Genomic DNA, 25,314 nt, shown 5'->3' with positions numbered 1-25,314 from the left:
GACAAGGGCCCGATCCCGGCTTGAGTGCCTTTGCCCATGCCAATGGAGTGCAGTCTGCCGAACGCGATGACTAACCCGCAAAACAACACTGCAACCTATCTCGGCGTCCCAGCGGCGAAGCGGGATTCAGTGTCTTGCGCGGATGTCGTGATCTTTGGCGCGCCGGACGCGACGCCTCATGTGCCAGGCTGCGCCAGCCACGCAGCCGGCGCTCCCTCAGCCCTTCGGGAAAGAACACGCCAGATTGCCGAAGATCCTTCACGCTGGGATTTTGATCAGGATGGCCCTTTGATACCAGTGGGACTACGGGCGGTTGATCTTGGCGATCTTCCGACCAATCCGGTGACGCCGGTGGAAAATCGATCGCTAATTTCCTCCACAACCGCGTCTATTCTGAGGGCCGGCGCCGTGCCGCTGCTCCTTAGTGGAGATGACTCCGCCCCTATTGTCCACATGACCCGATCCCCATCGGGCTAGTATCGATAGGGTTGCGCCTAGTTTGTTTCAGTAGTGCTTCGTACGCCCTTGAAATTGGTTTCCGCCTATATTTCGCGCATCCCTCCAAGCCTCTTAAGATCGGCCGAGAATTAGATTCCGACCGCCGGGACGAAGGTTATGAGAGGCTGGCAGAAGGGGCTCGCGTGGCTGAAAGGTTCCAGGGCAAGGTCGTTATCGTCACAGAGCAAATTCCGGCAGCCAGCCTCGCGCCCGCCGAGCTGCGAGCCGATTTTCCGATCCCTACGGGCTTTGGGAAGAACTTCCTCTGAGTCGATGGAATGCCGCGGCCAGTCTTAGACCGCGGCGTGCCCTCCGTGACGCTTTAGGATCTATCAAACATCCAGGTGCTCAAGCCTGATGGGTAGTTTCCGGAGCCGCTGGCCCGTGGCATGAAAGATCGCGTTGCAAACAGCGGCATTGGTACCGACGTTACCCAATTCGCCGATGCCCTTGACACCTGCCGGATTGATGTGGTCGTCCTGCTCGGTCAACCTCCGCCGTTTTGCCGGACGAGCACACCGGCCCGTCGATATTGCAACCTTCGGGCCGGCACCGCGTACGGTTCACCCACGGCAGTGAGGCGGGCCCGCGAGTATGGTCCATTTCCTGCTAAGGCGAAGTCATTTTTCAGATTGCCCCTATCGAGGTTCACGGCCGACCACGCGTAAGACAGCGGATTGATATCGACGAGGGCGCTCGGACGCAGCGCCCGACGGCGGGCGCATCCTAGTTCTGACCTCGCGCAATGGTAGGGCCGTCAATTAGCACCCACGGCAGATACTCCTGACTTCTTGTCCAAGGCTTTGTCAGCGGGATCGCGGTTCTGCTCGGCCGTAATTTTTGCCCGGTCCTGTCGCTCTGCTACCGGAGCAGCGGATGTGCGATGGTCGTGCCGCCAGCCTTTCGCGTTCGCAGCCACTGTCGGAAGGGATGCGACAACTACCAATAACAAGACGTGTTTCAACAGTTTTTGCAAATTTTTCCTACCGTTCTGTCAGCCTTGTTGTTCTCTTGATCTATCCTCGCATCGCTGTCGCTTTGATCGGTGGTTGTTGGCCGGCCGATTCCGCCCGCAGGCGCGGTTGCTTGCGCATTTGCGGCCGGCGTTCCCGATGAGGCTGCGGCTCCGACGCTATTGGTGCCGGGGAGTGGGACGTTTCCGATTCGACGGCCGATCGCCTGCCGCGCGGAGATTCCGCGATTTGGTACAGGCATTCGCGGCAGCGAACAGCAAAGCGAGCTGGAGCGCGGGCTTATCCGGCAGGCCGCGGCGCTCGCGTTACGCGCGGAACAACTGCAGGCGACAATCGTGCGCGGCGACTCAGTCGACGACGACCACCTGATCCGGCTCTCCGGCGAGGCGCGTCAAGATCATGCGGCACAGGTAATCCGCCATGCATTCTGATCGCTGATATCGCCGACTAAACCATCCGATCTGGCGCAGATTGCGCCGCACAAAGCTTTCAAGTCTGAACAAAAAGGAAGCCGCCAGGAATCGACCCTATAAGGCGGAACAACACTGTGGCCTCGAAATTAAGCCCCCATGGGAGCTGTAAAGGACATCCGCAAGCAGGCTGAGGTGGCCGAAAAGGCAGCCGCACGCGCTGCTGACGCCTTTGTGGCAAATCAGATGAAGACCTTGGCCGAGGCATTCCTGGCCCAGGCCGAGACCATGAAAAAGAACAAAAAGAAGAAGAAATGAGTTTCACCGTCAGAGGCATGTGCAGGCACGGCGAGCGGGCGCACCGGAGGAAAACCGCCGAAGCGGCCCTTACGAAAGCCAGGGAGCTTGCCAAGATAGGCTGTTACGACGTTCATATCATCACCCCAGAAGGTCGGGACTACGCCTCATCCGAGTTCGGAGACCTTCCACGATCGGCCGTCGCATGGCGACCTATTCAGAAAACCAACACCCACCCGTGAGCTGGGCCTCGACAGTATTCGGGGCGACGCCAGGCAACGAGGCGTGTCGATGGACTTTTCCTGAACGTCCGCCGGCTGCTTGACGCACTGCCACTTGTCGAAAGGCTGGGCTGGCGATCGCGCCGCTTAGACTTGGGGATCATGCTGACGCCGCGGCGGCAGAGGCTCGCTCGCGGTAAGGCCGCCGTTGAAACGAACTCTTGAAAGTTCGTGACTTCGGCCAGATACTTGATTGAGATCCTTAGCCACCAGCAATCCGAGGAGGACAATCGTGGCAATCCAAATCGTGATGGATCGCAGCGGCGACAGCCGACATCATTTCAATGCGGACGACGAACAAGATCTAGCAAGAGCGGAGCAGCGGTTCAACGAGCTCACCGATGCCGGCTTCACCGCGTCGGTCCGGACGGGTCCAGGTCAGGTCTCGCAGATCCGATCGTTCGACCCAACTGCGAAGGAAACCGTCTTCTTCCCCAGATTGGTCGGTGGATAACCGAGACGGTCATGTTCGGATTTCGACCTTCGCGGGGCGGCCGGTCCCATATGAAGGCGGCGAGAGCACTCTTCATCCGCCACGGCGCCGAGGGCACGGCGGAGGGCAGGTCGCTGCAACTCTTGCGGGAATGGCTGTCGCCAGCCCAGCGTGAACAGTTCGCCAGGAAGGGCTACTTCGAGGTGATCGGGAGCGACAGCGGCATTCGATACAGGATCCACGCCGGGGCCTCGGTCAACGTGTGCGAGATAGACGAAAGAGGTCGCCTACAGATGGGGTTGTGTTTCATGCCGATCGGTGCTCTGCCGATCGGAGACGTCATGCTCGCCCAAAAGATCGCGCTGGAAACATGCGAGGGTGAGGTTCGCACTGTGGCCCGGAGGTTCGCACCCAACCGTTTCCATTTCAGGCAAGCAGGGCCTCTCGGTTAAGCTCGACCTCGCCCCAGACCGTAGCGGAGCGGTTCTAGCTAGGCTGCTTTCTGCGGCGGCTTGGCCGCTGGCTTCTTGCTGCCGCTTGGCCGTGACGTAGCTCGCTATGCGGCCCAAATTCAGCCAACGCGGTGAATTCATTTGATCCGGCCCGAATTCAGAGCCGCCGATAGAAAGGCACGATTTATTTCGGGCCGGCATGCGTTGGCAACGGCGGATGGGGTCGAGCCAAAACTATCGTGCCCGACGCTTCCGTGCTGGCGCTGCGAGTGTCGACCTTGTGCAAGATCGTCAAAAACGCTGTGACACCTGCAATAACGAAAGCAGCAAAAGATAGCTAATACTGTACGGTGAGTATTTATCGTTGACCCTTCTGCACCCCTAACCAATGAGCTGCCGCGGCAACTGGATTTTTCTCGCACCCATTGTGCTTAAGGCAATAATCGCTGTGTAGGGCGAACTCGTCTTCGGTGTCCTCATCCTTGAACAGGGTGTCGGCCATCTCATCGAAGCCGATGCAGCAAGCAGACGGTCGAACGTGCTTACGCCGACGATAAGCACCATGCCTGCGAGGTGCATGTGAGCAGACATTTCGCTGGTCAATTCGGATGGCGGCTAAAGCCAACTGCCTGACGCTGCTCACTGGCACTTCGAGATCATTCCACGCTATCATTCCCTTCGGTGCCACGGCCGTCACGCGCTGTAAAATTGCGCCGCGGATTGACGCGCCTCACGCTCGCGCGGGGGCGCGCGTTCAGAGGCGGGCCGCTCGATCCTGGATCGCAGCTCGACGAGGTCGGTGAACAAGTCGGCCTGGCGGCGCAACTCATCGGCGATCATCGGCGGCTGGCTGGCAACTGTTGACCCAAATCGCCATCGCCGGAGAACAGCACCATCTGGTCAATGTGCCTGGCGAGCTCCATAGCGTCCACCGCAAGCTCGATATCCATGTTGCCCTTGACCTTGCGGCGGCCGCGGGCGTCTCGCTGAACTATAGCAGCCTCAGATCGCCCTGTCTCAGACACCGACGAGGTGGAATGTTCGTTCGGGGTCGGGCTGGAGCTGAACGACTTCCAGTTCAGCGTGACGAGTCGACTTTCCCAGAGACGCGCCGTGATTCGCACATGGGCCAAGAGCCGACGTGATATGCCGCGTGTCGAAGCGTGCGGCTCGAGCTTAAGATCGAGAAGCCCCCCAGTGTCAACAGCAACACACCTAACCAGGTTGCCGTCCCGCTCCACGCCTCGTCGCGCGCCTCCGCAATGCGCGCGCCGATCGGCATAGCTGGAGGTGCGCCGGCGGTCACCGCATCGTTGGCCGCTGGCGCGGCAGCGAGAAGCTTCTCGACGTCGACTTGGCGCGGCACGGACCGCTCTTGCATGAGCTGGCCGCTCGGAAGATCGGCGACTGGCGGCACCGATAGCGCGGGTGCCGTTCCGGTAGCGAGACCGGAAGCGGCATCAGCTACCTTGACTTCCGGTGCAGGCGACGTCTGCTGAGACCGCTCCGCCCGTGCAGGGCGCAACAACTCGGCGCGCGCATCACCGACCGCGCTCAGCCCACGCCGCGCGTTCTTGTTCTCGTCCGGACGACGAACCGGTTTCTTCACCGTTGGGATGCCCTCGGCCAGGAACCAGCATTTGCGGTGACCGTCCATCCGATAAACCCAGTGCTGTCCTTCGCCGGTGGAGTCGCCCGGGCGCGGCAAGCAATCTGCCTGCGCCGAAGAGGTTGCAGCGGGCTCGCTACGAGCGCTATTGAAAAAGTCGGTAAGAGGGTCGGAGGACGCGGGCGTCGCCGAAAGAATTGCAACAAGAGCGAAACCGGCGAAGCACAATCGCAAATAGCCGGACATGGAAAACCCCGGTGTTGCGCCCCCACCCGAAACGACCCTTCGCGGCGACATGGGCCGCCATGCGGCTCAAATCTGGCGGCGCCATGGATTCATTGTGGTCGGCAGCGAGATCCCGGTCCTGAATTGAAGGCGCAGTCCGGCAGCCCGCGGTTGCAGAATGCGGGAGCGCACTCACGTGATTGCGCTAATGCTGTCGCCACAGATCCCCGCTGCCGGTTACCCACTCCGGCTGGAGCTTAGACAGTTTGGCCGCGATGCCCTCTCGCGCGCGCCCACAATGTGGCGCTGATCGCGAGGGCGGGTGTGAATTTCCAGGTCACGGTGCTGAAAATCCTGGTGAGCTATCCGGACGGCTTCGCCGTGATGGAAGATCTCAAGCGCGACATGGCGATCCTGGCGACCAGCGGCCGGGATTGGGCCGATCGGACGAGGCGGCTGGTGGCGACGAAGTCCCGCGCGGCAAGCTCCAGTTCGAGATCGGTAGTCTGTTCGATTTCCTCTGACTTTTCGGCGGTCAACGACCGAATGCCGCGCAAAGAAAACTCGTCTCTGAGAACCTTCACAATGATTTGATCGTCAACTGGTACAGCACGGACAAGAAAGTCGATCGTGACCGCGACGGGGTCGACGATCGTGCCGAAGGTGCGGCAACGGGAGTGGGCATTGGTGCGGGCCTCGGCGGTGCCGCCGGTCTGCTCGCGGGCCTTGGTTTGTTGGCGATTCCGGGTTTGGGTCCGGTCGTCGCCGCTGGATGGCTGGCGTCGACCGCTTTGGGTGCGACTGCCGGCGCTGCCACGGGTGGCGTAGTCGGGGCATTGACGCAGGCTGGCGTCTCCGACGAGGAAGCACCGCTCTACGCTGAGGGCGTGAGGCGTGGCGGCACGCTGGTTTCCGCCCGCGTTCCGGATGAGGATCGGACGCGATACGAAGCTCTCCTCAATCAGTCCTCCGTCAATCTGCGCGACCGGAGTGTGGCTTGGCAGAAGGCCGGGTGGAAGAGCTACGATCCTTCCGCCCACCATATAACGCCGAAGAGGTTCGGAGAGAGCGCCAACTCTACGGAGCCTGAGTACGCTGAGTTCTGGGGCGGCCCGCGCAGGCGGGCCGCCCTCTCTCGAAGATCGCTACCGCCGGGCCTGTGGCGGGCGGCTCTGGGGCTTTGGGGTACGCATCTAGCTACTCTGCCGGACCCGCCATTTTCCTCGCGCGATAGCTCAAGGGCGGTTCATGGATATCGATGGGTTCCACCTTCACTTTGTGGAACGCCGAGCGTCCGCTGGAGGAACGACAGAGCAACGCTTTCATTGTTTTATCTTCCAACTGCAAAGGACACGATCATGGACCGCGAACATGTTAAGGGCGCTGCCGATAAGGCAAAAGGCGCCATCAAAGAGGGGGCCGGTAAGCTCAGTGGTGACAAGGATTTGGAAGCCGAAGGCAAGATTGATAAGGCTAAGGGATCCGCCCACAACGCGGTGGGAGACGTGAAGGACGCCGCGCGGGACGCCGCTGACGCCCTAAAGAAATAAGCAGAAGAGAAGACCTAGAACTAGCCGCTTCCGGGCGGCTTTTTCTTTTTTAGACTGGCCAGTCTGGCACAATGCCGCCGGCGCCTTTTACCGGCCTTCTTACGTGGAATAGCGGCCCCTCTCGCCCCGGATCGCAATTTCTAAATCGTGATGTCCATGGCCGCTGCGATTGATTTCGGCGACGGCTTCGTCCGGAGAAATACCGGCTGGCGTATCCTGGCGGGCGATGTCGAAGGCGCGCTCCAGCGCGTGCGGGTCGCGTCTATCAGCGCTCGCTGCGAGCTCGGCATGCCCCAGCGCGCCATCGCGCCCGTCCGCAGCGTCGTGCACGATCGGCGCGGGATAGTCCGGAAAGATGCCCGGCATTAGGGCAGGTCACCGCCTGGGCGCGTTCGGCATCGGCGATCGTCAACAGTAGGCGCGCTCTGCGACGCGGCCTAAGGACTGAGGCATTGCAGCCCCTTAGGACTTAGCCACGCACGTTCGGTTGGCTAGGGCCCGGCGGCCCTTTGCCAACTCAGGAGATGAAGGTGGCAAAAGCTTTAATTTTCAAAGGCGGACCTCGAACGCATTGCGCTTCAGGACATTCGTAGTTTCCCCGGCTCCGAACATGTTGTCTCAGTAGAAGTCGAATACGAGGCCCACCAATCACAGGGCATCAACTGGAAATTGTGTGTCATAGCGAACGACGGAGGCGATCTCGACCGCATTCAATATGCCGCCAAAGTCACCAGCGATCGGTTGAAGCGCCGATACGATCTTCGGCTGGCTTCCTAGGCAGACGATCATGACGTCCAGTTAGAAATCGGATTGCAAGAAAGGCGCCGCCCCCGGCAACGGTTGAAGTCAATGGCACGCTAATGCCGGAAGTCCCTCGGCGCACCTTCACCTCTCAATGATCCCCTCGACGTCGGGCAGGTAGGCCCCATCGGCCCTATTGCACTTGCAAGACATGCCGGCGCCATGCTGGCATGCTGCCGCGCGACAGCAGCCCTTGTTCCAGATTTAACTTTCCGCAGCCACATCAAGCTTAATCCGCGTCTTCGGTTGCACCTGGAATACAGAGCGTTAGCCTCTCTTGCACCGGACATTGCCCCGTTCGGGTTCACCATGGCGCAGCCGTCGCGCCAAGATATTCGGCGCGGCGGCTTCGTTTATCCGACACAAGCTTCAATTCGCAAATATGCCCGACGATGACCGGCTCGACCTCATTGAGATGCGACGACAGATCACGAACTTGCGCTCGCAGCACTCTGACAATCTTCTCGTCACATCGCGATTGAACCGCTTCCTCGTGAAGATTGCTTTTCTCTCAGAGCCAAAAGATGCGGCGCACGTTCGACATATTCGGTCCGAATTCGCTCGGACGCTGCGAAGCGTCGAGGAAATGGTCTCACGAAGCCGATCCACGAAGCGGCCCGGCCTCGTTAAGCGACCCAAGTAATACTAACGCAAGAAGGTCCTTGCACCGGCCGGCCCGGTGCCGATGCTGGATGCAGTCGCGAAGTCGTCCTCGTTTCGCGTATCGACGCCTTCGCGGCGAGGGGGTCGCCGCCCCCTTGGTCGGTGACCCCCGCCATGTGATGCTGCTAACGTCCGGAGGCAAAGTGTCTGTTGAATGGGCAGGTGTTGAACGGCGACGCGTCACACGCAAGACGGTCGACCAGACAGTTATGCTCTCGCTCTCAGGCGGTGCAACAGTCACGCCCTGCGCAATGCAAAACCTTTCGGTTCTTGGCGCCGGCATTCTGCTAAAAGATACTCTGATCCCGTCGACTGACTTCGACCTATCGTTCGACCAATTTCGAACGAGCTTCGCCTGCCGCCTCGTATGGCATCGCGATCCTTTCGCCGGGGTGGAGTTTGTCTATTAGCGTGCCACGACCGGGCGCGGGGCGAAAAGGACTTGCGATGTTGACGACGACGCGGGCCAGACAGGAAGGCACCGCGCGCCACTCGCCCGCGACGCGACCCGTGCCAAGGCGCTAGGCACCGACCTTGGACCGAGTTTCAACACGTCGCGTACCAATCGTCAGGGAATGGAATGAGCGGCCAGGGCCCGTCCTCATTGTTATCGTTCGCAGCTACAGGTCTGCCGGTCGCTAGAGGCTCGGCGGCGAACTATTCCACCTCAGCGGCATTCGCCGCGTTACGCTCGGCGCACACTAAATCGCTTTGCATGGAAAAACTCCCCACCGGGGGACGGTCGAATTTGCAGCGTCTTCAAAAAAATATCCATCAAAAAAAGTTGGCGCGCGACAAGGTATCAGGCCCCCCTGGGTAAGCGATAGGAGCGGGGCCCTTGTTGCATTCTGGCGGGGCGACGCCCACAGCAGCGACGACCGCCGCAGCCCGTGTCAAAAATGCCGGGTGGAAAGATTAAAGGCAACTAGCCCCAGCACGAAACTTCCACCGGGACGTTCCGGCAAACGTCAATTAGTTCCGCCTCCACGAGAGATCTTTAGGTCGCTTAATATTTGTTGGAGTTGATGAGGGAGAGCCCGCCTGGGACGGGCTCCATCCGGAGCAGCTGCTTAAAATCGACGGTCTTGCCCTTGGCTTCCAGCTTCGCGGCGCGTTTCTTGGTCGCCTCCATAAGCGCTTGCGCCGACGACGGCATGCCCATCGAGCGGTAGCGAGCTCTCGGCCATTGGCGCCCGCCCGGACGATCGGCGCTTTGTAATTAGGGAAGACGCCAGGCATCGGGGCCAGGTTGCCAACATACAGCGCGCTGATCGCAGCTTGGTTCGTAGCGATGCTGTAGAGGTTGCACAAGGTGTGGTCTCCGGTGCGGCTCGGTGGCCGCTGCTCTGACTGCACCAGTGTCGCTGCGTCTCGGAAGGGCGGTAAGCGGTCAAAGCCCGGCAGCAAATCCGAACCGACCAAGGCCGGGGAGCTTTACTGCGGGACGTCGTACGTCGAGCCCCAGAACTGCGCCGAAGAAATTGAGTTCAAGCCCTTCGACCCAGCCGACGGTGAGGCCAACGTATCCCGCGAGCGTAGCGAAGGCGCCGGTCCCCGATGGCGTGATTCCGATCCAGCGGCCATCATATGGGAAGTCCTTGCCGATCGCCGTGGGCGGTAGAACCACATGTAGCTCGGGGATGGAATCCACCGCAGCCTGCACGAAGGTGTTCGAGTTGGGACCTGGCCACGGGCTATAGTCACCGTATGCACGAAATCGGTAGTTCTCGATAACTTTGCGGATCCTTGGAATGAGCACCTCGGCCCGTTCGCCGTCTACGGCGACGATTGCCTCGGGCAGGGCGCCAAACCAGCGGCCGTCCGGAGCGAAGCCGTTGCTTCGGATGGGATCACCCCACGCTGTGTAATCGTAGCGAGTGTAGGTCGGCGCATCCTTCTCTTTCACAACGATCCATGTGTGGACGGCGAAAATGCTACGCCATCGCACCGCTCGCGCAGCAAAGACCCGGATCATTGCTTCTGGATGAGTGCTTGCCGGCGGCAAAAGGCCTGCGCTGGACCGGTCCGCGGTCTGCCAGTTCCCTCGGCCGTCGCCCAGCCAAAGATAACGCGCCGCCGATGCTGCGATCGGCGCTAAGAGCAGGAATAGAAGGATGAGCAAGTGCTTCTTCAAGGGCGCGCGCGATGGGACGATACTCCGTCATATAGTTCGCGACGGTGGAGACGCCAGAGCCGAAAGAGGGAGGGCAAAAAGTGCAAGCAATTGGACGCCGCCTGCTATGGCATGGAATGCTTCTGTTTCTGCTGGGATTGCTCACCGGTCTTGCCGAACAACACTTCTCGAACATTAGGATGGGACTTGCGGCTCACCTCGAGGGCCTCATGAACGGCATCTTCCTTTTGGCACTCGGAGGTTGTTGGGAGCACGTTCGGCTATCGACCGGGCTGGAACGTGCGGCGTTCATAAGCCTGCTGGCAGGAACCTACGGCAATTGGGCAACGACGACGCTTGCTGCCGTCCTGGGCACAGCTGCAATGTCGCCCATCACAGCCGCGAACCACTCCGCGCCGGCATGGCAAGAACTGCTCGTGACATCTGGCTTCATATCAGTTGGCGTGCTGATGCTCGCGAGCACCGGCCTTGTGCTCTGGGGGCTTCGTCGCTGAAGTGCGCAGAGAGCGCGGGGAGGGGATCGGACTGTCAGCGAGCCTTGTCGGCATCTCGAAAAGGAACTTGCCCGAACATAGCGCCGTTGAAGTCATGTAAGCAGGAGGCGCAATCATGATCCGCAAACTTGCATCCGGCGAGTACCGGCTCTACTCGCGCAAAGTGAATCCTAAGACCGGCAAGCGGCGCAACCTCGGCACGTTCAAAAGTCGCGCGGCAGCTGAGAAGCACGAGCGCGACGTGCAGTATTTCAAACGACACTGACGCGCCAAGTCCACGACTGCAGGGCAGACGGATGGGATGGTCGTGATTGGCCGCGCGGGTGTATGGTTATCGGTTGAGCTCCGCAGCTCGTCGGGCATGATCAAGACTGCTTTGCCGATCAGCCATCCGCGGCGGAGCCGTCCTGGCGTTACGTTGCTCGGCGGCCCGTACCCACGTTACACGCTCGCATCTACTGCCGGTTTGGAGGCGATCGCGGCCTGCGAGGCTCCAAACCAGGCGCGGAGGGGGCCCCTGAAGGCCCTCCCAGGTGCCTTCTCGGCGGACGGCCCTGGCCCGGTGCGTGAGCACTGCCGCGAGCGCGTTAGCGGACAGGGCAGATGCACGCGTGACAGCGCGAGCCATGCCTAAGCGAATCCGAAAGGCAGCTGCGTTGCTCAATCGATCGCTAGCTGGCCCATTTTCATTTGGAAACAGTAGCCAACCTATTGAAATTATTGGAGTGTGTTTCGACTATTTTTTCCAAATGCGCCTTGAAATCACTATATGATCAAACAGGTTTTGATTCCGCCATTCGGAGGTTCGACCCCTCGCGCCCCACCCAGCACTTAAGCTGCTGGGTCTATTGTGTAAGTAGCTCCATTCCGCCGAATCTTTGTGGCGCGTTTAGAAATGGAGAGGGTTACGACGATGCAGGTGATCCCGGGCCTGTCGCCCTATCTCCAGGGCCTTCATCCACTATAGGCCGCGCAGCTAGTCGGTGGAGCTCCGTTGGGTGCCCATCGTAGAATAGGATGTTGCAGCGAGGAAAACGGACGAGCAGCGGAAAGGTGCGCTCTTGCTTTTGGCAGATGGTCCGCTCCACCAAGAGCGCGATTGGTAAACTCGCAGGCCGGGGTCGCGACGGGAAAAAAGCTGAGCTTCGCCGAAGAAAAATCAAACATGCGCGATGTCGGCGACAAGCACTGAACCCGTCGAGGATTCGGTTATTGCCAATGTATCATTGGCCGCATTCCGCGCGACATTAGTACAGGCCGGACCTGCGCAGGATTTGACGCGGGCAACGCATTCGCCATTCGCCTGCAAGACAAAGACGTGACCGAGCGAGGCATGGGCTACGAACAGACGGCCGTTAGTGTCCAACGCCAATCCGTCAGGGCCGCTCGTTCCGAAGAAGGTATGGAAGCGGCCGACTTTTGCGACTCCACCATCATTCGTCAGCGGAACGCGCCAGACGCTATTGTCGCGTGTCATTGCCACGAAGAGAACCGCTTCTTCACGATCGAGCACGAGGCCGTTGGGGCTTGGTCCGTTTGCAATCAGGCACTCCAGCCGGCCATCGGCGCGCAGGCGATAGACGCGCCCGGTCGCATCATGCAGCCCTGTCTGTCCCTGGTCGGTGAAGTAGATGTCCCCGTTTGAAGCGATGTGGAGATCGTTGCATCCCTTGAACGATTCCGAATTGCGATGCCGTAGCAGCGGTCGGATCGCGCCCGCTTGCAGATCGACTTCCATCAAGCCGTTCAGGTAGTCGGCGACCAAGATGCGTCCGTCACGGGCAATCTTCAGCCCGTTGGGCCAGCCGTCATACTCTACGACGAGAGACCAGGCCCCGTCGGACGAAATCCGGAAGATGCGTCCGAACGGGATATCGACGATGTAGAGATTGCCGTCGCGATCAAATGCGGGCCCTTCGATGAAGCAATCGACTGGTGCGCCGCCCTTGTTGGCGTCCGCCCAGACGGAACGTACGCCGCGGCGACGGAACTCTTCTGGCATGGCCGAGAACAGCCGCGTCCGGACGAGCTTCGGTGGCTGCTCGAGATACATCATGGGGCGACATCCAGATGGCGGCGCTGCCGGCCCTCATACTGATAACCGAACAGCTTGGGCATCGGCCCCTTGTTGCGGTCCTTGCGTCCGGTCTGCTCCCAGGCATGGGACAGAATACCGACGGCGCGCGACAGGCAGAAGATGCCACGAGCCAGCGGCGCGGCAAAGCCGAGTTCGCCATAGATGACTGCGGTAGCGCCGTCGATGTTCATCGGAATGAGCCTGCCCTTGCGTCGCTGCATCACGCGTTCGATCGCCCGCGCCGCCTTGGCATAATTGCCTTCGACGCTGCCATCTGCGACGGCCGCATCCACAAGCGCCAGAAGCGGCGCCGCGCGCGGATCGACAGGATGGAACCGGTGACCGAAGCCGGGCAGATATTCGCTGCGCGTCGCGGTGAAGTGGTCGATAGCGGCTGCCGCCGCCGAGTCGATCTCTTCTTCCTGGCTGCGGCGGAGCACGTATTCATAGAGTTCGATTGCCTGCTCGCCAGCGCCGCCATGCACGTCATCGAGCGTGTTGATCGCTGATGCCATCGCGCCGTTCAGCGGCAGGCCACAGCTCACGGCCATCTGCGCGATCGCGATCGACGGTGCATGCGGCCCGTGATCGACGGATGCGACGAGCGCGGCCTGCAGCAGATTCTCCTGCTGTGGTGTCGGCAGTTCACCGCGCAGCATCAGCCAGATCATCGCCGGGAACGAAATGCGGCCGATCAATTCCTCGATGGGATATCCGCGATAGGCGATGCGCCCCGGAGCGATATCGCAGATTGATGTCCGCCACCATTGCGCGGCGGCCTGTTCTAGTGTGGATGCCTCGGTCATCGTCGGTCCTTTAATGTCACGGGCCCCTTGTCAGGCATTCCTCGTGGCGGTCTCCGCGGTCGGCGGCAGGCCAACGGAGCCGTTCGCCACGAGGCGTTCGGTGGCCTCCCGCGAATAGCCGAGCCGTGCCATCCAGTGCACGGTATCGGCGCCGAGTGCGGGCGGGGCAGGCGGTGACGGAAGCTCCTCTTCGAGGCGAAAGCCCGGCCGTGTCACCCGCAAAGCCTCGCCGTCGCTTCGCTTGGCCGGCAGCGTTTCGATGAAATGCCTGCTGACGATGTGCGCATTAGTGAGGACGTCGGCGACCTTGAGCACGCATCCGGCCGGCACGCCTGCGGCATTGAACTGCGCTTCCCATTCCTCGGCGGGCTTTGCCGCAAGCGCGCGGTTGAGCTCGTCGCTGAGTGCGCCCCGATTGGTCTTGCGGGCCTGACGGTCGGCGAAACGCGGATCGGATTTGAGTTCCGGTCGCCCGATCAGGTTGCAGAGGGTCTCATACTGCTTCTGCTCATTGGCGGCGATGTTGAGCGGCCCGGTCGCGGTTCTGAAGGTGCCTGACGGTGCCGCGGTGAAGTTCTCGTTGCCCATCGGCTGCGGATCGATGCCGGCATTGAGATGGTTCGAGACGACCCATCCCATCGCAGCGATCGTGGATTCCAGCAGCGAGACATCGATGAACCGGCCGCGGCCGGTCTGGCGCTGCTCGACCAGCGCCGCGGCGATGGCGAAAGCCGCGGTCAGGCCCGCGATCGTGTCGGAGATCGGAAAGCCGGTGCGCAACGGCGCGGAGCGCGCATCGCCCGTCACGCTCATCGCACCCGACAGGCCCTGCACGATCTGATCGTAGGCGGGGCGCCCGGCCCAGGGCCCCGTCTGGCCGAAGCCGGAGATTGCGCAATAGATCAGGCGTGGATTGTGTTTTGCGAGCGTCTCGAAGCCTAGATCGAGCCGTTCCATCACTTTCGGCCGGAAATTCTCCAGCACGACATCCGCAGTGGCGACGAGGCGCAGGAAAACCTCCTTTCCATCCTTCGATTTCAGGTCGATCGCCACCGACTGCTTGCCGGCATTGACGGCGACGAAGGACAGCCCCTGTAGGCGCTCAGACATTTTGGGGTCGGCGCCGAGCCGGCGTGCAAGATCGCCGCCTTCGGGATTTTCGATCTTGATCACCTCGGCGCCGAGGCGGGCGAGGTGATACCCGCAGAACGGACCGGCGAGCACGTTCGACAGGTCGAGGACACGAATGCCTGATAGCGGCAGGGACATCTGATCAACTCCAGAAGATGAGGCGAGTGCAGCGCCTCATCACTTCAATTGCTTTGCGGCCTGTTCGACGAACTTGTTGGTGAAGGTCTTGGAGAGGTCGATCTCCGCCGCTGCGATCTTGGGATCGTAGTCGCGCAGCACGGCGAGCGGCACCTTGGCGGACTCCGGGTCCATCAGACCGGTTTGCGAGAACAGGTCTTTCGACGCCTTGAGGATCTCGATGTTGACCTCGGTGTTGTCGGTCTTGTAGCCGGCCGGGATGGCTTCGACCAACTGCTCGGTCGGCACCGAATTGATCCAACGATGGGTTTTCAGCAAGGAGTTGACGAGCCGCTGTACCGTCTCCGGATTCTTGTCGATGAAGGATTGCTGCAAATAGAGGCAGGCGGTCGGATAGACGCCCCCGAACGCCTGCTTCGACCCTTCGTGAGTGCGCGCGTCGAACAGCGGCACCGCCGCCTTCTTGCGCGCGAGCATCGTGGCGATCGGATCGAAATAGACCAGCGCGTCGATGTTCTTGGCTTCCAGCGCGACCATGCCTGGCACACCGCTGCCGACCGCGATGATGTTGACATCGCGGGGGCCGAGCCCGGCCTTCTTGATGTAGTAGCGCGCCATCGTGTCGGTCGACGAGCCCGGTGCGGTGATGCCGAGCTTGAGTCCTTTCAAGTCGGCGCCGGTCTTGACCTTGTCGGCGAGGTCGCTGCGGACCCCGATCAGCACGCCCGGTGTGTCGTTGAGCAGGAACACGCAGGAGATCGCCTTGCCCTGAGCCTGCATCTGGATGGTGTGGTCGTAGAAGCCGACAGTGCCATCGACAGAGCCGCCGATCAGCGCCTGCAGCGCCTTGGAGCCGCCGGCCTGAAAATTCTCGACGGTGACCTCGAGCCCCTCCTGCTTGAAGTTGCCGAGCTTCACGCCGAGCTCGAGCGGCATGTAGTTGAGGATCTGGGAGCCGACCGCGATCTTCAGCTTCGTCTTCTCGGGCTCCGCCGCTTTGGCGGACGCGATTGCCAAGCCAGCGACGGCGATACCGAGCATCAGTCGTGTCAGGACGCGCATGTCTGTTCCTCCAGTGAAGCTGTCGTTCAAATCAGGTTTCGTGAGCGGGAGCCGGGCGCCAGACCAGCAGGCGGCGTTCGACGCGATCCACCATGGCATCGAGCGCGACGACGAAGACCGAAAGCACGACGATGCCCGCGAACACGCCGGTGGCGTCGAGCACGCCTTCGGCCTGTGCAATCAGATGCCCGAGCCCAGCCGACGAGCCGAGATATTCGGCAACGACAGCGCCCATCACGGCCATGCCGACCGAGACCCGGAGGCTCGAGAGAATCCAGGTCGTGGCCGACGGCAGATAGACGTGGCGCAGCAGCGAGGATTTCGACGCGCGCAAGAGCCGGGCGTTGGCCAGCACCACCGGGTTGACCTCGCGCACGCCCTGGAAGGTATTGAAGAAGGCGACGAACAGCACCAGCGTGACACCGAGCGCGACCTTCGACGTCAACCCGAGGCCGAACCAGATCACGAAGATCGGCCCGAGCAGGATGCGCGGGATCGCATTGAACATCTTGATGAAGGGTTGCACCACCTCTGCGGCGAACGGGCTGAGGCCAAGCCAGATGCCCAGCGCGGTGCCGATCGCGATGCCGAACGCAAAGGACAGCACGGTCTCCAGCAGCGTGATGCCGACGTCAGTCCAGAAGTCGGCCGTCGACATCCACTCCTTCATTCGCGCAATCAGGGCCGATGGCGCCGGGAAGAAGAAGGAGCCGATCACGCCGGCCCTTACGCCGAGCTCCCAGGCGACCAGCAGCACGAGCACGATCGCGACCTGCGTGAGAACGACCTTACTTCTGCGTTGCATAGCTCTTCTCCACTTCGGCGCCGAGCAGTGACCAGATCTCGCGGTAGAGGGCGACGAATTCGTCAGCGGTCTGTAGCGCGGACACATCGCGCGGCCGGGGCAGGGTGATCCTGACGTCGCCGACCATGCGGCTTGCGGGCCCCGCCGACATGACGACGACGCGGTCGGCGAGCGTGATCGCCTCGTCCAGATCGTGGGTGATGAAGATCAGCGAGCGGCGATCCGCCTGCCAGAGATCGAGCAGGATGCGGTGCATCAGCCGCCTTGTATGGACATCGAGCGCCGAGAACGGCTCATCCATCAGCACGATCCGCGGTTCCATGATCAGCGTCTGGGCCATCGCCACGCGTTTGCGCTGGCCGCCCGAGAGCTGATGCGGATAGCGCTCCTCGAATCCCCTGAGTCCAACCTTGGCAAGCCACGGCCGTGCGTGCGCGCGCGCCTGTTCGACCGATTTTCCCTGAAACACGAGGCCGAGGCCGACATTGTCCTGCGCAGTCTTCCAGGGCAGCAGTCCTTCCTGCTGCAGCATGTAGCCGGATTGATCGTTCAGGCCGGAGAGAGGCTTGCCGAATATGCGGACATCACCGGCGGCGGGCTTCAGCAGTCCGGTGACGGTGTTGAGGATGGTGGATTTGCCGCAACCGGTCGGGCCTACCACCGCGACGAACTCGGTCTCGCCGACCATCAGGTCCATGCTTTTGACAGCGATGAAATCGACATGTTTGTTTGTTGGCTTTTCTTGTTTGGTCTTGATGTCAACGTTGCCTACCCAGACGAGGGCCGAGAGCGACTTCAAGGTGACGCTATTACCGCCTCGCCTGCACCGCGCCCCAATCGCTTTGGACCGAGCACTCTCGTCGAGGTTGGCGGGCAGGTACTGCTGTTCGACGCCGGACGCGGTGTGCCGATCCGCATGGGACAGATCGGAGTGCCTCTCGGCAAGATCGACGTCTTATTCCTCACGCACTTCCACTCCGATCACGTCTCCGGCATACCGGATGTCTGGCGCAGTCTTGAGAGCCCGAACCATTCTGCCACGCCCTATCAGCGGTTCGATTCCCTCGCCGCTTGGCAGCGTCGAGTCGGGCAGCGCGCGGGGCTTTCCCCCTTCCTCGTGATCGCCCGTGACGACGATGGCCGGCCGCTTGGGTTGCTGCCGCTTGTCTCGCGAACAGCCTTCGGCGTGCGCTCCGCGAGCTTCATGGGAGGCACCCACTCAACCTTCAACATGGGCCTATGGCAACGCGAAGTCGCGGCGACCGCTACCGAACACGATCTCCAGTCGCTGACGGCGATGCTCTCCGCGCGCGACGAAGCCGACGTGCTCGTGCTGCGCCGCCAGCCGACTTACTGGCGCGACCTACAAAACCCCTTGAGGCTGCTGCCTCATGAGCCCTCGACCGTTCACTGCCCGGTGCGGACGATCGAGCCGGGCGCGACAACGGTGACCCTGATCAGCGAATCTCTCCGCCGCCGGCTGCAGCGCAAGGAGCGCAAGCTGCAGTCGCTTGCCGGCTACCGCTATTACATCGCGTCTGATGACGTCGATATCAGCCGCCTGCTCGACTGGTTCTTCCAGGTCAAGCCGCAACGAATGGCGCAGCAGAAGCTGCCAAGCGTGTTCGCCGACCCGGGCGTGCAGGAATTCATCCGCAGCGCCTGCATGACAAAGCTAGCCGACGGCGGCCGCGCGATCGAGATCCATGCGCTCGAATGCGACGAGGAGGTGATCGCGATCTTCGCCGGTGTGGCCGACGACCACCGCTTCTCGACGATGTTCAACACCTATACCATGTCGCGGAAAGCGAAGTTTAGCCCTGGCCTGATTCTCATGCGCTATGTCATCGATCATTTTGCCAGTCAGAGCTATCGCGCCTTCGACTTTGGCATTGGCTTGTACGACTACAAGCTGCTGGTCTGCCCGGACTACGAGCCGATCTTTGACAGTTTCATCCCGCTCAGCGTGCGCGGCCGCTTCGCCGTCGGCGCAATATCCGCCGTCAACGAAGCCAAGCGTTTCGTGAAAAGCAATCCGGCGCTGCTTGACATCGCCCATGGCCCATCGCGTCAGTTAGTCCGATGCAGCGGTTTGTCTGGAGTTGGGGGCAAAGCCGACCTATCTTCGACACACGCCTGCGCACCGATGTTCCGAAGATGGCGCGGAGGCTGATCCCATGCCGCAAGAACCGGAGCAATCAGCGCGAGAGGCGATGGCATCGATGGCTGCAACACCTGCTTCCGACGCCAAGAAAGAGCCGCCGGCGCGCAAACGCCCAGAAGTTCGTCCGCAGGCGAAGCGGTGGACGGGGAGGCCAGCCGAACCGCGGCTGGCGTTCGACCGGCACGACTTCTTCACCGGCGGATGGTGGTGACCTGCAATATCCTGCTCTACGAAACGAGAAAGCCGCGCCCGTTCGGAGCGCGGCCTGACGGGGCCTCAAGGGACGGCGCCGTATCACCAGTGGTGATGATGCCAGTGGTGCCGCACGACCGGATAGGCGCCGCGGTAATAGGCGTAGGCGGGCCGGACGACGCGACGGTACCGGTAGCCATAGGACACCGGCGCAGTGTAGTAGGTCGTGGCGTAGCCGCCGCCCCAGCGGTAGGGCGCATCGTACCCATAGTCATAGGCGTAGGGTCCGCCATAGTATCCGGCGCCGTAATAACCCGGACCGTAGTCGTAGTAGCCCGGCCCCCAGGCATACGCCGAGGAGGCAAGCCCGCCGATCACCGCGCCGGCGATCAGGCCGCCGGCTATACCCGGTCCCCAGCCACCTCGCCAATGAGCCTCGGCGGGCGGCGTCGCCGCGATCGAGCCGAGACCGAGAGCGCCGATCGTCGCCGCCACCATTGCAATCTTCTTCATCGGATTCCTCCTCTCCACGTTTCTGGCCCCGGCCAGACAACGGGAAAATTAGGCAATGGTTGCTGGTTGCCCCGGTGCCGCGAGCAATGGGATGCTCCCCCGCCGAAAACTTTCGAGCTTGGAGCACGAGCATTTCGACCGAAGACGGGTTCAATCCGCGTGCGGTGCGGCAACTTTCGGAGCTTGCCGAGCTGCACTTCGAGTGTAAACTTGGTGGGATATTTACCTGTGAGATTGCGCTACGATCATTTTCCTTTGGGGGTTTCCCATGCTCGATCCTGCTACCACCGCGCTATTGCGCGCGGTCCTGGATGAGGTCTGCGAAAGCGTTTCCCGGACCGAGACCGGCGCCCGTACCCACGTGGCTTCGAAGATCCTGGAAGCCGCATCCAGAGGCGAGACGTCTGCGGACCACCTCAAGCAGGTCGGCCGCCAAGCCCTCTCCCAAGCGCCGACCATGTGGCGCTGACCGGCCGCGGAGGCACGGGTGAATTTCCAGGTCACGGTGCTGAAAATCCTGGTGAGCTACCCGGATGGATTTGCCGTGATGGCCGACCTCAAGCGCGACATGGCGATCCTGGCGACGAGCGGACGTGAATGGGCCGAACGCACCAAGCGGCTGGCGGCGCGCGTGCCCGACCTCGACATCTTTTCGCATGGTCTCGTCGAGAGGCTCAACGGCGGCTGGCGCATCACCGACAAGGGGCGCACGGTTCTCGAGATCATGGAGGCGCGGTCGGCTGCCGTGCCGGCTACCGAGCCGCCTCCCATCCGGGTGACCAGTGACTCGACGCTTGCGGCGACACCGGCGGCATCTCCAGTCGCGACGGGCCGACGCAAGAGGAACCGGAAGCGGTGTCGACGCGATCTGGTCGCAGCGCGGGCAAGGGCCAAGGCCTCGTAACGGAGCGCCGTGCTCCCGGCCGTCCGGTGCTCGGCGGGCGGCAGCATTGCAGTAGCCCAACGGTGGGTCGGGACGACTCGGAGGAACGAGCCCGGTAGGACTGGGTTGATCCTTCGGGTCCGCGCGTAATTGCGCGGCCTGCGTGGCTCCGCCCCCAAGTCCCCAAGAAACCCAACGCAGGGCTGCGCCCACGCAACGCGAGCGACGACGGAGGGCTGAGCCACGGCCCGTTGAGAGGGGTTTTCAAGAAATCCGCTCCGTGAGCTCCTTGCCTCGACCCCGCCACGAAGCCCGACGGAAGCGATCGGTCCCGGCAGCGAAGAGCACGCCGAGGCTGATCTGCTGATGTACATCTGGAGCTGAAGGAGTTTCGTTCCGCGCACTTTTCGGCCGATCAAGGCGGAACGGTCGTGCGAACCCGTCGGTTTCAGATACATGCATAGGCTCTATCCGCTAATTCTGGAGCACCGGCTTCCCGCCTTCGTCCGCTACTGCATCTCCGCCTGCATCATGGTGGTCTGCTCGGTGCTGCAGATGGGATTGCAGATGCAGACCGGCTCATCCGGCTACTTCCTGCTACTGCCGGGCGTGTTCCTCTCGGGCCTTATCTTCGACCGCGGCTCCGGAATCTTCGCGGCGGTGATCGCCGTCGGCGTGGGAGCCTACCTCAGCTACCCAGGCACCTACGGCGTCGACTATTTCGCGCCGAACGTTCTGTTCGCGATCACCGCCGCAGGCACCGCGGCCGTCGCCGAATTCGAGCGCGCCGAGCTCGAGCGCGTCATGCAGGCGGACAAGACGAAGACCATCCTGCTGCAGGAATTGGCGCACCGGACGAAGAACAACCTGGCAGTGCTCAGCGCGATGATCCGGCTGGAGGCGAGGAATGGCGGCCCCGAGGCCGCCTCCGCGCTGGAGGCTACGGCGCGCCGCCTGCACGTCATGGCGGAGGTCTACGATCATCTTTCCCTCAAGCAGGACTCACGCCTCGTCAACATGCGGTACTTTCTCAACAACGTCGTCGAAAAAGTCTTCGAATCCTTGGCGCCCTCCGGGCCCGTCGCGTTTCAAGTGGTCTGCGACGAGATAGATCTACCGAGCCAACAGGCGCTCGCCGTCGGCATCATTACGAACGAGCTCGTCACGAATGCGCTGAAGTATGCCTTTCCCGGCGAAAAGCCAGGGCAGGTCGCGGTCACACTCTCGACCAGTGACGGCATCGAGCTATCCGTCTGCGACAACGGCGTCGGACTCCGCAGCGACGCCGATCCCGGCGGCATGGGCTCGCGGATCGTTCTGCTGCTGACTCAGCAGCTCGACGGGCAGCTCACGTACGAACGGCTCGAATCCGGCCTGCGCGTGCGGCTGCGCGCGCAGCCTCGTTAGCTACCGGAAGCCATGTGTTCCACCGCGTACATGACCGGCGGTCATGCGGAGGCTTGGAAGTCGCAAGGACTGCCGCACCGACCCTCATCGAGACGCCGTTCGCGCCGGCGCGACTGCCCACGGCAATCTCGCAGCTTCCGAACATCGGTGTGCCCCCCGCGCACACCAGACGACAGTTTGCAAGGATCTCACTCAAGGCGATCAGTGCAGCGCGAAAATCGCGATCATCACCAGGCCTGCGCCGGTCACACACCAGCAGGACAGTTCGAGTATTCGCATGAAACGGCCCCCGAGGGCCCTGCCCAAGGCAGGATACATCGGGAACCCGGTCCCGGAAACATTTTTCGCCCCCTCGTGAATTGAGGATGGGGCTGCGTCGGACGCGGGTCTTGTCATGCCCCTTATGCCGATAGGCGACGTCTTTCTCACGGTCGTGATCATGACCACCGCCTTCATAGCCGAGGTCGTCTTCTTTGCCCTTCTCGGGATGTTCTGATGCCGAAGCCGCTGGCGCGAACTCCGGCCGCACCGATTTCCCGTCGCGACGGCGCCGACGTGGCGGTGTAGCGTGGATCAAATCCGAGGGAGCGACGAAGGCGACTATGCGGTCGACACCGTCCCGCGCTCGCGCTGGCCGGAACGCTCGGAAGGATCGCGGCCGACCTTGGAACGGAGCTCGACGAGGTCGATGAAGACATCCGCCTGGCGGCGGAGTTCGTCCGCGATCATCGGTGGCTGGCTGGCGATGGTCGAGACCACCGTGATGCGAACACCGCGGCGCTGCAGCGCCTCGACCAACGGTCGGAAATCGCCGTCGCCCGAGAACAGCACGATCTGGTCTACATGCCCGGCGAGCTCCATGGCATCGACCGCCAGTTCGATGTCCATGTTGCCCTTCACCTTGCGGCGGCCATAGGCGTCAACGAATTCCTTCGTAGCCTTGGTAACGACGGTGTAGCCGTTGTAGGCAAGCCAATCGATAAGCGGTCGAATCGAGGAATATTCCTGATCCTCGATGACCGCCGTGTAGTAGAAAGCGCGCAGCAGCGTGGCGCGGCCCTCGAATTCCTGCAGAAGGCGCTTGTAGTCGATGTCGAATCCCAATGTCTTGGCGGTGGCGTACAGATTGGCGCCATCAATGAAAAGCGTGATTTTTTCAGGGGCGGATGACATTGGGGCGCCGCCGTAAATTTGAGCGATGCGGAGGGACGCGCTTCCGCACAAGCTCAGGTCATCGAAATAGCTTATGGTGAGCTGGCTAGGCTCACAATATCGCTTTCGTCCGGAAATTTGAGCCTCAACGCTAGAGGTTACCTCCAACTGTTCCAGCGTTCAAATCTTTTCCTCTAAGCGGTCTCTGTGCAGCTCACTGCCGATTGAACCTGCGGCCAGATGGCAAGACAGATTACAATGGAAGTCCCCCTGACGGTTTGACGGTGGCGATGGCAGACCACTTCGCTGTTTTCGAGACCCACTTGAGAAAGCGCGGCCGAAGATGGACGTGGTACTTGTGCACGGCCGACGGCCGCTTGCTGATCCAGAGTTCGGAAGTCAGCCGGCCCGCCGCCAGATACAGGGCCAACCGGGCATTGTTTCAGATGCTGCTCGGCGCCGGTGCCGGATCGGTCCGGCTTTGTGATTCGGATAAGAGCCGGCGTCGCTTGGGTCGCAGCCGTTCAGATAGCTGAACGGCGCCAGCCTTAACTGGCCGAATCGCGGTTACGCGGCCGCCGCTCGGCCCGCGTCAGTGATCCGGTATTCGATATCGCCGGATGGAAGCGGTTCGGTTTCCACGAGACCCAACTCCACCAGCCGTGCCACGATCTCATGGTCGAACATCGGCGGGCTGACCCAGGATTCGCCGAGCAGCTTCCTCAAAAATTCGCGCTCCAGATCGGTCAGTTCCATGCTCGAACTCCGCTCATCCAGAACAAGGCCACGGAGGCTTCAGCCAGGAACGGAGCCATCGTCCTCCCGTTGACTCCAGAAGACAACATCCGGGATGTCAACATGGCCATGGAAGATCGCGAGACCTTCAGCCTGATCGGAAGCGACAAGGTCGAGGGCACGAATGTCTACGGGGTCGACGGCGAAAAGGTTGGCTACATCGAGCGCGTCATGATCGACAAGGTCAGCGGCAAGGTGTCATACGCGGTGCTCAGCTTCGGCGGCCTGCTCGGCATCGGCGACGATCACTATCCGCTGCCCTGGCACGCACTGAAATACGACACCAACCTCGCGGGCTACGTCACCGGCATCACCCAGGACCAGCTCCGCAGTGCCCCCAAATACGCCGACGCGAGCAGTTGGAATTGGAGCGACCCCGCCACCACGCGCTCCGTGAATGCCTACTACGGTATGCCGGTGGTTTGAGGCGGCGCGGCACTCGCGGCCCCATGCCCGCCGCCGTCACGCGGAACGATCGGCCCCGGTCGCAGAGGAGACTCGAAAAGTGAGTAATGCCGTTCGTGTTCTAGTCGTGGAGGATGAAGCTCTGATCTGCAGCTTCATCGAGGACGCCTTGTCGGACAGCGGCTTCGAGGCCTGCTCGGTCCATTCGGGAGAGGCGGCGATGTCCACCTTTTGCGACGGCCGGAAGCATTGTCGGGCGCTGCTGACGGACGTCAACCTAGGTGATGGCATCAGCGGATGGGAGCTGGCGCGGCAGATCAGGGAAATCACGCCTGGCTTTCCTGTGGTCTACATGACGAGCGCCAGCGCGCCAGACTGGAAATCGCAGGGTGTCGATGGCAGCCTCCTGATTGAGAAGCCCTTTGCGCCGGCGCAATTGGCTGCCGCCGTCTCGCAGCTACTGGATCCCCGGGCCTAGCCGGATCGAACCGGGATCGTTGTGAGACTCCGATCCTTCGATCAGGCCCGCAATGGTCGGCGGCGGATCCGCAGATCGTCAGCGTGGTGGGCGATGCCTTGGCCGTGAATGCGGCCGCAGTGCGAGCCACCGCTACCACCGTCCAATCCCGCAGCAGGCCCTTGTCCTCCTTCGAAAAGGACGCGCGCCGCTTGAGATCGTCCAGCGTCTCGCCGGGATGGCATCGCTCGAAATCCTCGCGGATCAGGGACTCGAGGTAGGTCCGGTCCCAAGCGCCGCCTGAATCGAGATGCTGGCGTGAATTGGCCCTCATGATTGTCTCTCGGCGCACGCAGTCGACGGCCCTCGGATGCGGCACAACGGCAAGAGCGATTGTTTGGTTCACGAAGGAGCCTGCCCGTGTCGACGATGACGGACGGCTTCAAGGCAACCGATCGGGCCAAGAGAAGGGCGCGTTCAAGCCGCCAAGGACGGGAGAGGTCCCT

Annotated in this window: 27 protein-coding genes and 5 pseudogenes; 17 read left to right on the top strand and 15 right to left on the bottom strand. The window is 61.8% G+C overall.

The features are described 5' to 3' along the window. The first annotated feature begins 36 nt into the window (after nucleotides 1–36). Nucleotides 37–477 (top strand): arginase family protein, encoded by a 441-nt coding sequence (locus tag WN73_RS19290; RefSeq protein ID WP_333937975.1) that lies wholly within the window; start codon nucleotides 37–39, stop codon nucleotides 475–477. Nucleotides 478–641: 164 nt separating this feature from the next. Beyond that, a complete protein-coding gene (locus WN73_RS19285) occupies nucleotides 642–767 on the top strand; it encodes a hypothetical protein (protein ID WP_271554342.1) in 126 nt (41 codons plus the stop codon). 63 nt (nucleotides 768–830) lie between these two features. Here WN73_RS19285 and WN73_RS19280 read toward each other — a convergent pair. Next, a pseudogene (locus WN73_RS19280) lies at nucleotides 831–989 on the bottom strand (hypothetical protein); the annotation flags it as partial. 554 nt (nucleotides 990–1,543) lie between these two features. Here WN73_RS19280 and WN73_RS19275 point away from each other — a divergent pair. From WN73_RS19275 to WN73_RS19260, 4 genes are all read left to right on the top strand, one after another. Continuing rightward, entirely contained in the window at nucleotides 1,544–1,903 is a 360-nt protein-coding gene (locus WN73_RS19275) for a hypothetical protein (RefSeq protein WP_271554340.1), read from the top strand. Between the two features lie 138 nt (nucleotides 1,904–2,041). Continuing rightward, nucleotides 2,042–2,200, top strand: a complete 159-nt coding sequence (locus tag WN73_RS19270; protein ID WP_271554338.1) for a hypothetical protein — start codon at nucleotides 2,042–2,044, stop codon at nucleotides 2,198–2,200. A gap of 492 nt (nucleotides 2,201–2,692) precedes the next feature. Continuing rightward, nucleotides 2,693–2,914, top strand: coding sequence for a hypothetical protein (locus WN73_RS19265; RefSeq protein ID WP_271554336.1), 222 nt, complete (start codon nucleotides 2,693–2,695; stop codon nucleotides 2,912–2,914). Between the two features lie 11 nt (nucleotides 2,915–2,925). Further along, on the top strand, nucleotides 2,926–3,345 hold the full coding sequence (locus tag WN73_RS19260) for a hypothetical protein (RefSeq protein WP_271554334.1): 420 nt from the start codon (nucleotides 2,926–2,928) through the stop codon (nucleotides 3,343–3,345). Between the two features lie 705 nt (nucleotides 3,346–4,050). Here the strand turns inward: WN73_RS19260 and WN73_RS19255 are convergent. Further along, a pseudogene (locus WN73_RS19255) lies at nucleotides 4,051–4,328 on the bottom strand (NYN domain-containing protein); the annotation flags it as partial. 95 nt (nucleotides 4,329–4,423) lie between these two features. Beyond that, nucleotides 4,424–5,200: a hypothetical protein gene (locus tag WN73_RS19250; protein ID WP_271554332.1), complete on the bottom strand. Its 777-nt coding sequence runs from the start codon at nucleotides 5,198–5,200 to the stop codon at nucleotides 4,424–4,426. A gap of 578 nt (nucleotides 5,201–5,778) precedes the next feature. Between WN73_RS19250 and WN73_RS19245 the strand changes: the two are divergent. Next, nucleotides 5,779–6,269 (top strand): annotated as a pseudogene (locus WN73_RS19245) (hypothetical protein); the annotation flags it as partial. A gap of 268 nt (nucleotides 6,270–6,537) precedes the next feature. Further along, the gene (locus WN73_RS19240) at nucleotides 6,538–6,729 is read left to right on the top strand and encodes a CsbD family protein (protein ID WP_039146654.1); all 192 of its coding nucleotides are present in this window, start codon (nucleotides 6,538–6,540) and stop codon (nucleotides 6,727–6,729) included. 245 nt (nucleotides 6,730–6,974) lie between these two features. On the opposite strand, the pseudogene WN73_RS44690 reads toward WN73_RS19240, so the two are convergent. Further along, nucleotides 6,975–7,095: pseudogene (locus WN73_RS44690) on the bottom strand (SOS response-associated peptidase); the annotation flags it as partial. A gap of 1,241 nt (nucleotides 7,096–8,336) precedes the next feature. On the opposite strand from WN73_RS44690, the gene WN73_RS19230 reads away from it, so the two are divergent. Further along, the gene (locus tag WN73_RS19230) at nucleotides 8,337–8,603 is read left to right on the top strand and encodes a PilZ domain-containing protein (RefSeq protein WP_271554326.1); all 267 of its coding nucleotides are present in this window, start codon (nucleotides 8,337–8,339) and stop codon (nucleotides 8,601–8,603) included. A 611-nt stretch (nucleotides 8,604–9,214) separates the two neighbouring features. On the opposite strand, the pseudogene WN73_RS19225 reads toward WN73_RS19230, so the two are convergent. Both WN73_RS19225 and WN73_RS19220 read right to left on the bottom strand, forming a co-directional pair. Continuing rightward, nucleotides 9,215–9,504: pseudogene (locus WN73_RS19225) on the bottom strand (SOS response-associated peptidase); the annotation flags it as partial. A 79-nt stretch (nucleotides 9,505–9,583) separates the two neighbouring features. Beyond that, nucleotides 9,584–10,315, bottom strand: a complete 732-nt coding sequence (locus tag WN73_RS19220) for a DUF3750 domain-containing protein (RefSeq protein ID WP_271554324.1) — start codon at nucleotides 10,313–10,315, stop codon at nucleotides 9,584–9,586. A gap of 221 nt (nucleotides 10,316–10,536) precedes the next feature. Between WN73_RS19220 and WN73_RS19215 the strand changes: the two genes are divergently transcribed. Further along, nucleotides 10,537–10,821: a hypothetical protein gene (locus tag WN73_RS19215; protein WP_271554322.1), complete on the top strand. Its 285-nt coding sequence runs from the start codon at nucleotides 10,537–10,539 to the stop codon at nucleotides 10,819–10,821. A gap of 115 nt (nucleotides 10,822–10,936) precedes the next feature. Continuing rightward, complete coding sequence (locus WN73_RS19210; protein WP_084292415.1) at nucleotides 10,937–11,086, top strand: hypothetical protein; 150 nt, start codon at nucleotides 10,937–10,939, stop codon at nucleotides 11,084–11,086. A gap of 894 nt (nucleotides 11,087–11,980) precedes the next feature. On the opposite strand, the gene WN73_RS19205 is transcribed toward WN73_RS19210, so the two are convergent. From WN73_RS19205 to WN73_RS19180, 6 genes are read right to left on the bottom strand one after another with little or no spacing between them, the layout of a single operon-like run. Further along, nucleotides 11,981–12,877: an SMP-30/gluconolactonase/LRE family protein gene (locus WN73_RS19205; protein ID WP_271554317.1), complete on the bottom strand. Its 897-nt coding sequence runs from the start codon at nucleotides 12,875–12,877 to the stop codon at nucleotides 11,981–11,983. Then, on the bottom strand, nucleotides 12,874–13,704 hold the full coding sequence (locus tag WN73_RS19200) for a citryl-CoA lyase (RefSeq protein ID WP_271554316.1): 831 nt from the start codon (nucleotides 13,702–13,704) through the stop codon (nucleotides 12,874–12,876). Before WN73_RS19200 ends, WN73_RS19205 begins: the two co-directional genes overlap by 4 nt. 30 nt (nucleotides 13,705–13,734) lie before the next feature. Beyond that, complete coding sequence (locus tag WN73_RS19195) at nucleotides 13,735–14,973, bottom strand: CaiB/BaiF CoA transferase family protein (protein WP_271554315.1); 1,239 nt, start codon at nucleotides 14,971–14,973, stop codon at nucleotides 13,735–13,737. A 39-nt stretch (nucleotides 14,974–15,012) separates the two neighbouring features. Then, entirely contained in the window at nucleotides 15,013–16,035 is a 1,023-nt protein-coding gene (locus WN73_RS19190) for an ABC transporter substrate-binding protein (protein ID WP_271554313.1), read from the bottom strand. A gap of 31 nt (nucleotides 16,036–16,066) precedes the next feature. After that, nucleotides 16,067–16,840, bottom strand: coding sequence for an ABC transporter permease (locus WN73_RS19185; protein ID WP_271554311.1), 774 nt, complete (start codon nucleotides 16,838–16,840; stop codon nucleotides 16,067–16,069). Then, complete coding sequence (locus WN73_RS19180; RefSeq protein ID WP_271554309.1) at nucleotides 16,824–17,537, bottom strand: ABC transporter ATP-binding protein; 714 nt, start codon at nucleotides 17,535–17,537, stop codon at nucleotides 16,824–16,826. The genes WN73_RS19185 and WN73_RS19180 overlap by 17 nt, the downstream gene beginning before the upstream one ends. A gap of 24 nt (nucleotides 17,538–17,561) precedes the next feature. Between WN73_RS19180 and WN73_RS19175 the strand changes: the two genes are divergently transcribed. Then, nucleotides 17,562–19,013 carry a GNAT family N-acetyltransferase gene (locus WN73_RS19175; RefSeq protein WP_271554307.1) on the top strand — a complete coding sequence of 484 codons (1,452 nt, stop codon included), beginning with the start codon at nucleotides 17,562–17,564 and terminating at the stop codon, nucleotides 19,011–19,013. A gap of 285 nt (nucleotides 19,014–19,298) precedes the next feature. Here the strand turns inward: WN73_RS19175 and WN73_RS19170 are convergent, their stop codons facing one another. Further along, on the bottom strand, nucleotides 19,299–19,709 hold the full coding sequence (locus WN73_RS19170) for a hypothetical protein (RefSeq protein WP_271554305.1): 411 nt from the start codon (nucleotides 19,707–19,709) through the stop codon (nucleotides 19,299–19,301). Between the two features lie 268 nt (nucleotides 19,710–19,977). Here WN73_RS19170 and WN73_RS19165 point away from each other — a divergent pair, with 268 nt between their 5' ends. The 3 genes from WN73_RS19165 to WN73_RS19155 all read left to right on the top strand — a co-directional run bounded on the left by WN73_RS19165 (nucleotide 19,978) and on the right by WN73_RS19155 (nucleotide 21,999). Then, entirely contained in the window at nucleotides 19,978–20,178 is a 201-nt protein-coding gene (locus WN73_RS19165; protein WP_135179499.1) for a hypothetical protein, read from the top strand. An 18-nt stretch (nucleotides 20,179–20,196) separates the two neighbouring features. After that, nucleotides 20,197–20,613 (top strand): hypothetical protein, encoded by a 417-nt coding sequence (locus WN73_RS19160; protein ID WP_271554302.1) that lies wholly within the window; start codon nucleotides 20,197–20,199, stop codon nucleotides 20,611–20,613. Between the two features lie 546 nt (nucleotides 20,614–21,159). Next, complete coding sequence (locus tag WN73_RS19155; RefSeq protein WP_271554423.1) at nucleotides 21,160–21,999, top strand: sensor histidine kinase; 840 nt, start codon at nucleotides 21,160–21,162, stop codon at nucleotides 21,997–21,999. 600 nt (nucleotides 22,000–22,599) lie between these two features. On the opposite strand, the gene WN73_RS19150 is transcribed toward WN73_RS19155, so the two are convergent. Continuing rightward, nucleotides 22,600–23,172, bottom strand: coding sequence for a LabA-like NYN domain-containing protein (locus WN73_RS19150; RefSeq protein WP_271554421.1), 573 nt, complete (start codon nucleotides 23,170–23,172; stop codon nucleotides 22,600–22,602). A gap of 546 nt (nucleotides 23,173–23,718) precedes the next feature. After that, entirely contained in the window at nucleotides 23,719–23,907 is a 189-nt protein-coding gene (locus WN73_RS19145) for a hypothetical protein (protein WP_028175462.1), read from the bottom strand. Between the two features lie 102 nt (nucleotides 23,908–24,009). Here WN73_RS19145 and WN73_RS19140 point away from each other — a divergent pair, with 102 nt between their 5' ends. Together WN73_RS19140 and WN73_RS19135 are read left to right on the top strand one after the other, a co-directional pair. Next, entirely contained in the window at nucleotides 24,010–24,372 is a 363-nt protein-coding gene (locus tag WN73_RS19140) for a PRC-barrel domain-containing protein (protein ID WP_271554301.1), read from the top strand. A 79-nt stretch (nucleotides 24,373–24,451) separates the two neighbouring features. Then, nucleotides 24,452–24,829, top strand: a complete 378-nt coding sequence (locus tag WN73_RS19135) for a response regulator (RefSeq protein WP_271554300.1) — start codon at nucleotides 24,452–24,454, stop codon at nucleotides 24,827–24,829. Nucleotides 24,830–25,314: the final 485 nt, after the last annotated feature.

The sequence above is a fragment of the Bradyrhizobium sp. CCBAU 45394 genome (assembly GCF_028128655.1).
Taxonomy (GTDB): domain Bacteria; phylum Pseudomonadota; class Alphaproteobacteria; order Rhizobiales; family Xanthobacteraceae; genus Bradyrhizobium; species Bradyrhizobium diazoefficiens.
Note: the sequence above shows the minus strand (reverse complement) of the source record. Positions and strands in the feature narration are given on the sequence as shown.

What these genes read in the sequence shown, in the direction of transcription:
- WN73_RS19195 (WP_271554315.1), bottom strand. Translation starts at nt 14,973, where the DNA reads ATGTCCCTGCCGCTATCAGGCATTCGTGTCCTCGACCTGTCGAACGTG.
- WN73_RS19215 (WP_271554322.1), top strand. Translation starts at nt 10,537, where the DNA reads ATGAACGGCATCTTCCTTTTGGCACTCGGAGGTTGTTGGGAGCACGTT.
- WN73_RS19145 (WP_028175462.1), bottom strand. Translation starts at nt 23,907, where the DNA reads ATGGAACTGACCGATCTGGAGCGCGAATTTTTGAGGAAGCTGCTCGGC.
- WN73_RS19165 (WP_135179499.1), top strand. Translation starts at nt 19,978, where the DNA reads ATGCTCGATCCTGCTACCACCGCGCTATTGCGCGCGGTCCTGGATGAG.
- WN73_RS19270 (WP_271554338.1), top strand. Translation starts at nt 2,042, where the DNA reads ATGGGAGCTGTAAAGGACATCCGCAAGCAGGCTGAGGTGGCCGAAAAG.
- WN73_RS19200 (WP_271554316.1), bottom strand. Translation starts at nt 13,704, where the DNA reads ATGACCGAGGCATCCACACTAGAACAGGCCGCCGCGCAATGGTGGCGG.
- WN73_RS19190 (WP_271554313.1), bottom strand. Translation starts at nt 16,035, where the DNA reads ATGCGCGTCCTGACACGACTGATGCTCGGTATCGCCGTCGCTGGCTTG.
- WN73_RS19155 (WP_271554423.1), top strand. Translation starts at nt 21,160, where the DNA reads ATGCAGACCGGCTCATCCGGCTACTTCCTGCTACTGCCGGGCGTGTTC.
- WN73_RS19260 (WP_271554334.1), top strand. Translation starts at nt 2,926, where the DNA reads ATGTTCGGATTTCGACCTTCGCGGGGCGGCCGGTCCCATATGAAGGCG.
- WN73_RS19170 (WP_271554305.1), bottom strand. Translation starts at nt 19,709, where the DNA reads ATGAAGAAGATTGCAATGGTGGCGGCGACGATCGGCGCTCTCGGTCTC.
- WN73_RS19185 (WP_271554311.1), bottom strand. Translation starts at nt 16,840, where the DNA reads ATGCAACGCAGAAGTAAGGTCGTTCTCACGCAGGTCGCGATCGTGCTC.
- WN73_RS19180 (WP_271554309.1), bottom strand. Translation starts at nt 17,537, where the DNA reads ATGGACCTGATGGTCGGCGAGACCGAGTTCGTCGCGGTGGTAGGCCCG.
- WN73_RS19175 (WP_271554307.1), top strand. Translation starts at nt 17,562, where the DNA reads ATGTTTGTTTGTTGGCTTTTCTTGTTTGGTCTTGATGTCAACGTTGCC.
- WN73_RS19240 (WP_039146654.1), top strand. Translation starts at nt 6,538, where the DNA reads ATGGACCGCGAACATGTTAAGGGCGCTGCCGATAAGGCAAAAGGCGCC.
- WN73_RS19210 (WP_084292415.1), top strand. Translation starts at nt 10,937, where the DNA reads ATGATCCGCAAACTTGCATCCGGCGAGTACCGGCTCTACTCGCGCAAA.
- WN73_RS19150 (WP_271554421.1), bottom strand. Translation starts at nt 23,172, where the DNA reads ATGTCATCCGCCCCTGAAAAAATCACGCTTTTCATTGATGGCGCCAAT.
- WN73_RS19140 (WP_271554301.1), top strand. Translation starts at nt 24,010, where the DNA reads ATGGCCATGGAAGATCGCGAGACCTTCAGCCTGATCGGAAGCGACAAG.
- WN73_RS19250 (WP_271554332.1), bottom strand. Translation starts at nt 5,200, where the DNA reads ATGTCCGGCTATTTGCGATTGTGCTTCGCCGGTTTCGCTCTTGTTGCA.
- WN73_RS19290 (WP_333937975.1), top strand. Translation starts at nt 37, where the DNA reads ATGCCAATGGAGTGCAGTCTGCCGAACGCGATGACTAACCCGCAAAAC.
- WN73_RS19205 (WP_271554317.1), bottom strand. Translation starts at nt 12,877, where the DNA reads ATGATGTATCTCGAGCAGCCACCGAAGCTCGTCCGGACGCGGCTGTTC.